This is a genomic window from Cumulibacter manganitolerans (assembly GCF_009602465.1).
Classification (GTDB): domain Bacteria; phylum Actinomycetota; class Actinomycetes; order Mycobacteriales; family Antricoccaceae; genus Cumulibacter; species Cumulibacter manganitolerans.
In genome coordinates, this window is record NZ_WBKP01000007.1 from 105,330 (window position 1) to 113,067 (window position 7,738).

The 7,738-nt window shown below is 70.7% G+C and carries 5 protein-coding genes; 2 read left to right on the forward strand and 3 right to left on the reverse strand.

Translation table 11 applies throughout. The annotated features are described in order from the left end of the window. Positions 1 to 13: 13 nt before the first annotated feature. Both F8A92_RS04560 and metH read right to left on the reverse strand, forming a co-directional pair. Positions 14 to 637, reverse strand: a complete 624-nt coding sequence (locus F8A92_RS04560) for an HAD family hydrolase (protein ID WP_153503757.1) — start codon at positions 635 to 637, stop codon at positions 14 to 16. Beyond that, positions 634 to 4,188 carry a methionine synthase gene (gene metH, locus F8A92_RS04565; RefSeq protein WP_228389202.1) on the reverse strand — a complete coding sequence of 1,185 codons (3,555 nt, stop codon included), beginning with the start codon at positions 4,186 to 4,188 and terminating at the stop codon, positions 634 to 636. Before metH ends, F8A92_RS04560 begins: the two co-directional genes overlap by 4 nt. Before the next feature lie 51 nt (positions 4,189 to 4,239). On the opposite strand from metH, the gene F8A92_RS04570 reads away from it, so the two are divergent. Together F8A92_RS04570 and F8A92_RS04575 are read left to right on the forward strand one after the other, a co-directional pair. Then, a complete protein-coding gene (locus F8A92_RS04570; protein ID WP_228389203.1) occupies positions 4,240 to 5,088 on the forward strand; it encodes a PAC2 family protein in 849 nt (282 codons plus the stop codon). Positions 5,089 to 5,186: 98 nt separating this feature from the next. Beyond that, positions 5,187 to 7,220: a PhoX family protein gene (locus F8A92_RS04575; RefSeq protein WP_153503758.1), complete on the forward strand. Its 2,034-nt coding sequence runs from the start codon at positions 5,187 to 5,189 to the stop codon at positions 7,218 to 7,220. Between the two features lie 233 nt (positions 7,221 to 7,453). Here F8A92_RS04575 and F8A92_RS18545 read toward each other — a convergent pair. Beyond that, a partial coding sequence (locus F8A92_RS18545; RefSeq protein ID WP_194291358.1) for an HNH endonuclease signature motif containing protein occupies positions 7,454 to 7,738 on the reverse strand: 285 nt, incomplete at its 5' end.

A 7,738-nucleotide genomic window follows, 5' to 3' on the forward strand; every position in this document is an offset into this window, starting at 1 on the left:
GTTTCGGGCCGGCTTATCGCGACGTGTTGGTCACGTTCGCCATGGGCGGCGCGCCGGGGATCGTGCCGGCGAGCGGCCCGACGCTGCGCACCGTGCAGCCGGCCGCGAGCGCCGAGGCGATGCCGGGCCGGGAGTCCTCCAGCGCGAGGCACTGCGCCGGATCGACGCCGAGCGCCGCCGCGGCCCGAAGGTACGGCTCCGGGTGCGGCTTGCCGTGCTCGACCTCCTCGGCGGCGATGGTGAAGGCGAACGCCTCCGCCGGAAGGCCGGCCAGCACGGCGTCCGCGAGCGCCCGCGGCGACATCGTCACCAGCGCCGCCGGCACCGCCGCGGCGTGGCAGCGGCGCAGCAGCTCGCGGGTCTCCGGCACGAAGACCGGCCCGGTGCGCAGTCCCGCCATGACGTACGCCGCGAGCCGGTCGATGATGTCCTGGGCCGGCAGGTCGACCCCGCGGTCCTGGAAGAACCGCGCGGTCGCCGGCATGCTGCTGCCGGTGAGCGCCTTGGCCTGCTCGACGCTCCACGGCAGACCGAACCGCGCGAACAGGTCGATCTCGGCCTGGTGCCACAGCGGCTCGGTGTCGACCAGTGTGCCGTCCATGTCGAACAGGACGGCGGCGTAGTCGGCCGGGCTCATGTCGCGAAGTACTTGGCCTCGGGGTGGTGGCACACCAGCGCCGAGGTCGACTGCTCGGGATGCAGCTGGTAGCCCTCGGAGAGCTCCACGCCGATCCGGGACGGCTCGAGCAGGTCGATGAGCTTGGTCTGCTGCTCGAGGTCCGGGCAGGCCGGGTAGCCGAACGCGAACCGGGCACCGCGGTAGCCGAGCTTGAAGAACTCCTCGAGCCGCTTCGGGTCCTCGGCGGCGGCCGAGCGGCCGCCTTCGAAGACCAGCTCGCTGCGGATCCGCTGGTGCCAGTACTCGGCGAGCGCCTCGGTGAGCTGCACCGACAGCCCGTGCAGCTCCATGTACTCGCGGTAGGAGTCGGCGGCGAACAGCCGCGCGGTCTCCTGGGAGATCTTGCCGCCCATCGTGACGATGTCGAAGGCGATCACGTCCGGCCGGCCCTCCGCGTCCGCCTGCTCGCGGCTGCGGAAGAAGTCGGCCAGGCACAGGTGCCGGTCGCGCGGCTGGCGCGGGAAGGTGAACCGGACGCGGTCGGAGCCGTCCTCGTTGAGCACGACGACGTCGTCGCCCTCGGACACGCACGGGAAGTACCCGTACACGACCGCAGCCTCCGACAGGGCGTCGGTGTGGATGCGATCGAGCCATTCCCGCAGCCGCGGGCGGCCCTCCGCCGCGACGAGGTCGTCGTACGACGCCCCGTCGCGCGATCCGCGCAGCCCCCACTGGCCCATGAAGGTGGCCCGCTCGTCGATCATCCCCGAGTAGTCGGCCAGCGGGATGCCCTTGATCACGCGCGATCCCCAGAACGGCGGCTGCGGGACCGGATTGTCGGTGGCGACGTCCGACCGGGCCGGCAGCTGCACCGGCTGCTCGGCGGCCTTGCGCTGCTCGGCGATCCTCAGGGACCGCTCCCGGCGGGCGCGCCGCTCGGCCTTCTTGCGGGCGGCCTCCTCGGACTCGGCGGGGGTGATCAGGCCGCGGCGGACCGCCATGACGTTGTCCATCACCCGCAGCCCCTCGAACGCGTCGCGGGCGTAGTGCACGTCGGACTCGTAGACCTCGTCGAGGTCGTCCTCGACGTACGACCGGGTCAGCGCGGCGCCGCCGAGGATCACCGGGAACCGGTCGGCGAGGCCGCGCGCGTTGAGCTCCTGCAGGTTCTCCTTCATGATGACCGTCGACTTCACCAGGAGCCCGGACATGCCCACCGCGTCGGCGTTGTGCTCGAGCGCGGCGTCGATGATCGTGTTGACCGGCTGCTTGATGCCGAGGTTCACGACGGTGTAGCCGTTGTTGCTCAGGATGATGTCGACGAGGTTCTTGCCGATGTCGTGCACGTCGCCCTTGACGGTCGCCAGCACGATGGTGCCCTTGCCGGCGTCGTCGGTCTTGTCCATGTGCGGCTCGAGGTGCGCGACGGCGGCCTTCATCACCTCGGCCGACTGCAGGACGAACGGCAGCTGCATCTTGCCCGAGCCGAACAGCTCGCCGACCGTCTTCATGCCGTCGAGCAGGAGGTCGTTGATGATCGCCAGCGGCGGCATGCTGCCCATCGCCTCGTCGAGGTCGGCCTCGAGACCGGCCCGCTCGCCGTCGATGATCCGCTGCTTGAGGCGCTCGTCCAGCGGCAGCGCGGCCAGCTGGGCGGCGCGCGACTGGGCGCTGCCGGAGACCTTGACGCCCTCGAAGATCTCCATGAAGCGGGTCAGCGGGTCGTACGCCGGCTCGTCACCCTCGGCCGGCCGGCGCCGGTCGTAGATCAGGTCGAGGGCGATGGTGCGCTGCTCGTCGTCGATCTTGGACATCGGCAGGATCTTGCTGGCGTGCAGGATCGCGCTGTCCAGCCCGGCGTCCTGGCACTCGTTGAGGAACACCGAGTTGAGCACCTGCCGCGCCGCGGGGTTCAGGCCGAACGACACGTTCGACAGCCCGAGGGTGGTGCTCACCTTGGGGTAGGCGGCCTTCAGCGCGCGGATGCCCTCGATGGTCTCCAGCGCGTCGCGGCGGCTCTCCTCCTGCCCGGTGGCGATGGTGAACGTGAGGGTGTCGACCATGATGTCCTCGTGCGCGATGCCCCACCGCTCGTGCAGCTCGTCGATCATGCGGCCGGCGATGCGCACCTTGTCGGCGGCGGTGCGGGCCTGGCCCTCCTCGTCGATCGTGAGCGCGACGACGGCCGCGCCGTGCTCGCGCACGATCGGCAGCAGCCGGGCCCAGCGGGACCCTTCGCCGTCGCCGTCCTCGAGGTTCACCGAGTTGATGATGCAGCGGCCGCCGAGCCGTTCCAGGCCCGCCTCGATGACCGGCACCTCGGTCGAGTCGAGCATGATCGGCAGCGTCGTCGCCGTCGCGAACCGCTCGGCGAGGGTGCTCATGTCGGCCGCGCCGTCCCGACCGACGTAGTCGACGCACAGGTCGATGACGTGCGAGCCGTCGCGGGCGAGGCCCTTGGCCACCTCGACGCAATCGTCGAGGCGGCCGTCGATGAGCGCCTCGCGGAACGCCTTGCTGCCGTTGGTGTTGGTGCGCTCGCCGATGAGCAGGACGCCGGCGTCCTGCCGGTACGGCACCTGCTGGTAGAGCGAGGAGATGCCCGCCTCGAGCACCGGCTCGCGGGTCGCGGGGGTCAGGCCGGCGACGGCCTCGCGCAGCGCGGAGATGTGCTCCGGGGTGGTGCCGCAGCAGCCGCCGACCATGCTCACGCCGTAGTCGGTGACGAACCGGCGGACGGCCGAGCTGAACGCCTCGGGGCCCAGCGGGTAGACCGCGCCGTCGGGCCCGAGCTCGGGCAGGCCCGCGTTCGGCATCACCGAGATGCGGATCGGAGAGTGCGCGGACAGGTAGCGCAGGTGCTCGCTCATCTCCTCGGGGCCGGTCGCGCAGTTCAGGCCGATGACGTCGATGCCGAGCGCGGTGAGCGCGTTGAGCGCGGCGCCGATCTCCGAGCCCAGCAGCATCGTGCCGGTGGTCTCGACCGTGACATGGCAGATGATCGGGACCTCGTGGCCCCGCTCGGCCATCGCCCGCTTCGCGCCGATGACCGCGCTCTTGGCCTGCAGCAGGTCCTGGCAGGTCTCGATGAGCACGGCGTCGACGCCGCCGTCGAGCAGCCCGGCGACCTGCTGCTGGTAGGCGTCGCGCAGCGTCGTGAACGGGGCGTGCCCGAGGGTGGGCAGCTTGGTGCCGGGACCGATGGAGCCCAGCACGAACCGCGGCTGGTCGTCGGTCGACGCGGCGTCGGCGGCCTCGCGCGCAATCCGCGCGCCGGCCTCCGCGAGCTCGTAGATCCGCTCCGGGATGTCGTACTCGAGGAGGTTCGCGTAGTTCGCGCCGAACGTGTTGGTCTCGATCGCCTGCGCGCCGGCGGCGAGGTAGCGGTCGTGCACCGCGCGGACGACGTCCGGCCGCGTCACGTTGAGGATCTCGTTGCAGCCTTCGAGCTGCGCGAAGTCGTCGAGGGAGAGGTCGAAGCCCTGCAGCATCGTGCCCATCGCCCCGTCGGTGACCAGCGGTCCGTTGTCGAGTGCGGTCAGGAACGAGGGGCGAGTTGGTTGCTGCACCTTGCCATTCTATGTGCTGTCGGTGAGCACACTCCGCCGTACGCTGGGGTGATGATGCCCTCAGAGGACTCGCTGCCCGATCTCGTCGCGCCGGTGATGGTGTGCGCGTTCTCGGGCTGGAACGACGCCGGCGAGGCGGCGTCGTCGGCCGTGGAGCATCTCGCGCTCACCTGGGACGCCCGCCCGTACGCCACGCTGGAGGGCGAGGAGTACTACGACTTCCAGGTCAACCGCCCCCAGGTCTCGCTGGTGGACGGCGTGTCGCGCCGCATCACCTGGCCCGGCGTCGACATCAGCATCGCCCGGATGCCGTCCTCCGGGCGCGATCTGGTGCTGGTGAGCGGACCCGAGCCGAACCTGCGCTGGCTGACGTTCTGCGAGGAGATCCTCGACGTGGTCCGCGACCTCGGTGTCGAACGGCTGGTGCTGCTGGGCGGGTTGAGCACGGACAGCCACTTCGAGCGGCGCGTGCCGGTCAGCGGCTCGGCGTGGGATGCGCGGTCCGCCGCCCGCTACGCGCTGGCGGCGACCCGCTACGAGGGTCCCACCGGCGTGACCGGGCTGCTGCACCACCTCGCGGTGCGCAGCGGGTTCGAGGCCGTGTCGTTCTGGGCGGGTACGCCGTACTACGTGTCCGCGCCGGTGTGGTCGCCGGCCACCGTGGCGCTGCTGCGCCGCGTCGAGCAGGTGATCGGTGAGGACATCCCGCTGGGCACGCTCGATCAGCAGGCGGCCGCGTCGATCGACGCGGTCCGCGCGCTGGTGGACGCCGACCCGTCGATGCGTGAGCACATCGACGCGCTGGCCGACGAGCCGGAGATCGACTCGACGACCGCCGACGAGCTGGCGGCCGAGTTCGAGAGATACCTCCGGCGGCACGACGACGACGGCAAGGGCTGAGGAAGCGTCCCCGGCCGTTCACGCCGAATTCACAAACCTGCCGCTCGCGCTCACTAGGTTTCTCAGGGTCTGCACCCCTGGAAGACTTGGAGCCCTCGATGACCGACGCCCGGCCACGGCGCGCATTCCTGCCGCTGTTCACCTCCGCGCACTCGAACCGTTCGTCGCTGACCTGCCGAATGCGGTGTGGCAACGCCTGCGACCACGCCGCCCCGAACACCTCCGGCGGCGAGTACTTCGGCGACATCATGACGGCCGCGCTGTCGCGCCGCCGGATGCTGCAGGCCACGGCTGTCGTCGGTGCCGCCGCGGCCGCCTCGAGCGTGCTCGGCGGCCGAGCGGCGTACGCGGCGCCGTCGGTGGCCGCGCCCGGGCTGCGGTTCACGCCGATCGCGCCGTCCACCGCGGACGCCGTGGTCGTGCCGGCCGGCTATGAGCAGAAGGTCGTCCTGCGGTGGGGCGATCCGATCCTCGCCGGTGCGCCGGCGTTCGACCCCGCCGCCCAGAGCGCCGCCGCACAGCAGGGCCAGTTCGGCTACAACAACGACTTCCTCGGGTTCTTCGATCTCGACGCGTCGACCCAGCTGATGATGGTGAACCACGAGTACACCGACGAATACATCATGTTCCCGGGCTACGACCCGCAGAACCCCACGCGCGAGCAGGTCGAGATCGCGTGGGCCGCGCACGGGCTGTCCGTCGTCGCGGTGCAGGCTGCGACGAAGGGCGGCGCGGAGTCCCCCATCGTCGGGCACCCGAGCAACCGGCGGATCCACACCGGGACCGCGTTCAAGCTCACCGGGCCGGTGGCCGGCCACGACCTCGTCAAGACCGCCGCCGATCCCACGGGCACGACGGTCCTGGGCACGTTGAACAACTGCTCCGGCGGCTTGACGCCGTGGGGCACCTGGCTGACCGCCGAGGAGAACTTCAACCAGTACTTCGCCAACGCCGACCTCGTCACCGACCCGACAGCCAAGGCGCGCCTGAAGCGGTACGGCGTCAGCGGCATGGCGAGCGAGCGCAAGTGGGAGCGCTTCGACGACCGGTTCGACCTCGCGAAGTCGCCCAACGAGGTCAACCGGTTCGGCTGGATCGTCGAGGTGGATCCGTTCGATCCGACGTCCACGCCGAAGAAGCGCACCGCGCTGGGCCGGTTCAAGCACGAGGCGGCGAACGTCCGCGTCGACGACAACGGCCGGGTCGCGGTCTACATGGGCGACGACGAGCGGTTCGACTACTTCTACAAGTTCGTCTCCAACGGCACCGTCGACACCTCGGGCACGGCGGCGGCGCGCGCGAACAACGCCGGCCTGCTCGACGACGGAACGCTGTACGTCGCCAGGTTCTCGGGCAGCTCGCCGGCCGCCGAGATCGACGGCACGGGCACGCTGCCGACCGACGGCCACTTCGACGGCTCCGGGACGTGGATCAAGCTCGCCTCGGGCAGCACGTCGTTCGTGCCCGGCATGAGCGCCGAGGAGGTGTACCTGTTCACCCGGCAGGCCGGCGACGCGGTGGGCGCGACCAAGATGGACCGCCCCGAGGACGTCGAGCCCCACCCGATCACCGGCACGGTGTACATCGCGCTGACGAACAACACCAAGCGCACCACCGCAGACGAGGCCAACCCGCGCACCGCGAACAAGCACGGGCACGTCATGGAGGTCATGGAGAACGGCAACGCCTCGACCGCCGAGTCGTTCAGCTGGAGCATCTTCCTGCTCTGCGGCGACCCGAACGACCCGAGCACCTACTTCGCCGGGGCGGACAAGTCGAAGGTCTCCCCCATCTCGTGCCCGGACAACGTCACGTTCGACAAGTACGGGAACCTGTGGATCTCGACCGACGGCAACCAGCTCGGTGCCCACGACCGCCTCTACGGCGTCGCCACCGAGGGCAAGTACCGCGGCGAGGTGCGCCAGTTCCTGTCGGTGCCGACCGGCGCGGAGACGTGTGGTCCGTGGGTGGGTGACGAGCGGGTGTTCGTCTGCGTGCAGCACCCCGGCGAGACCGACGACGCGTCGTACGAGACCCCGTCCTCGCACTGGCCGGACGGCGGATCGAGCATCCCGCGTCCGTCGGTCGTCGGCGTGTGGAACACCGCCAAGAACGGCAAGGTCGGCTTCTGATCCGGCTGTCCGTGCACAAGAGACAGCGAGGCGTCGGTTCCGGTACGTCGGGGCGGGGGAACACCCAGGCGGGATCGATGTCCCAGGCCCGGTACACCCTCAACGTGGACCATGCCCTCGACGTGTACGGATAGCAGATCTTCGGCAGCTACGCGGCGTGCGGCGTGTCGTTCTGATCCATCCTGGCCGACGACCCTACACCGGCGCCACGGCGGAGGCACCAGGACCGAGCGCTAGGTGAGCTCTGTGGTGCCGGTGATGGGGTTGGTCCAGTGGATGTGGCCGGTCTCGAGCATGTGCGGTTGCCAGTGGAGCTGGTGCTTGGCGCGGTGGTGGCGGCGGCACAGGACGTGCAGGTTCTGCGGGACGGTCTGGCCGTCGGGTGGCTGGTCGTCGCGGTAGGGCTGCAGGTGGTCGAGGTCGGTGCCGGGGCCGGCGGGTCGGGTGCAGCCGGGGAATCGGCAGGTGCCGTCGCGGGCGGCGATCGCGGTGCGCAGTCGTTCGGAGGGTCGTCGGCG